The organism is Phytoactinopolyspora endophytica (genome assembly GCF_004138495.1).
Lineage (GTDB): Bacteria > Actinomycetota > Actinomycetes > Jiangellales > Jiangellaceae > Phytoactinopolyspora > Phytoactinopolyspora endophytica.
The window spans coordinates 248,324-249,650 of record NZ_ML142855.1; the positions used below are offsets into that span (position 1 = coordinate 248,324).

At 66.2% G+C, this 1,327-nt stretch carries 2 protein-coding genes; one reads left to right on the top strand and one right to left on the bottom strand.

Annotated features, from left to right (window positions below; genetic code table 11):
• The first annotated feature begins 64 nt into the window (after positions 1 to 64).
• Positions 65 to 502 carry a VOC family protein gene (locus tag ELR45_RS15970; RefSeq protein ID WP_129667286.1) on the top strand — a complete coding sequence of 146 codons (438 nt, stop codon included), beginning with the start codon at positions 65 to 67 and terminating at the stop codon, positions 500 to 502.
• A 92-nt stretch (positions 503 to 594) separates the two neighbouring features.
• Here ELR45_RS15970 and ELR45_RS15975 read toward each other — a convergent pair whose 3' ends face one another.
• Complete coding sequence (locus ELR45_RS15975; RefSeq protein WP_420813889.1) at positions 595 to 1,326, bottom strand: LytR/AlgR family response regulator transcription factor; 732 nt, start codon at positions 1,324 to 1,326, stop codon at positions 595 to 597.
• Between the last annotated feature and the right edge of the window lies 1 nt (position 1,327).

Consider the following 1,327-nt stretch of genomic DNA (forward strand, 5'->3'; position numbering starts at 1 on the left):
TCGGGAAGCGGAGGATGACGGAAATCTCCAATCCCCGAGGCCTCGATCGCGCGACGATGGGGGCATGACTGATATTGCCATTGTCCCGAAGCTGGTGGTCGCGGGCGCGGACCGCGCTATCGAGTTCTACCAGAAGGCCCTGAACGCGGAGATCATCGCCCGATACACCGCGCCCGACGGCTCGGTCGTCTACTCCGAGCTACGCGTCGGCGATGCGGTGATCAGTATCAAGGACGAGGACGGCACCGATCGGGCCGCGTCGACCCTCGGAGGCTCACCGGTGATCCTGACGCTCGAGGTCGATGATGCCGATGCCGTGGAGAGCCGGATGCTCGACGCCGGCGCGTCGACGATCTTCCCGGTCGACGACCGCGACTACGGATACCGACAGGGCAGGGTCGAGGACCCATTCCGGTATCAGTGGATCATCTCCCAGCGCACCGAAGACCTGAACACGGCTGAGGTGCAACAGCGCCTCGACACCGTCATAGGAGAGTCGTAGCGGGCGCCGGCATGTGCAGGCGTGACCGGCGGTGGCTCGCGAGGCGCCGCCGGAGGCTCACATGGCGGAATGCTTCCGACGGCCCGGACTCGCTACATGCCGAGTAAGCTGCGCAGCTCGCGCGCCTTGCGGCGGGACACCTCGACTCTGGTGTGTCGGTGGTCGTCCATGACCAGCACGAGCGCACCCTTGAAGTCGGGAATCAGCTCCCGCACATGGTCCAAGTTCACCAGATGCGAGCGATGTGCACGGAAGAAGTGCCCGGCGAGGCGGTGCTCGAGGTCGTTGAGCGAGAAACTGACCAGGACCCGTTCCGCGGCCAGCTGCAGGTAGGAGTATCCCCGTGCCGCCGTCGCGTAGATGACTGCGGAATCGTCGATCAGCACCGTCCGATCGCCCTGCTGTACCGGGATGCGACCGAGCGGCTCCGGTGGGCGGCGGGACGAGCGTTCCGGCGACGGATCGGTGTCATCGTCTGAGCCACCCGATAACGCCCGTTGGAGTGCCCGGCCGAGCCGGTCCTCGTCGAACGGCTTGACCAGGTAGTCGGCGGCTTCCAAGTCGAACGCCTCGACGGCGTAGTCCGGATAAGCGGTGGTGAAGATGACCCGCGGCGACTTCGCGGACCCGCGCAATACGGACGCGACTTCGAGGCCTGTCCCACCGGGCATCCGGACGTCGAGAAGCACGATGTCGTAGTCCAGCGAGCCCAGCAGCGTGAGCGCCTCCTCCCCGTTGGTCGCCTCGCCGACCACCTGGACATGGTCGAACTGGCTCAGCAGGTAACGAAGCTCGGCGCGCGCCGGAGCCTCGTCGTCGACGATC

Coding starts and splice junctions, on each gene's coding strand:
- ELR45_RS15970 (WP_129667286.1), top strand. CDS start 65: ATGACTGATATTGCCATTGTCCCGAAGCTGGTGGTCGCGGGCGCGGAC.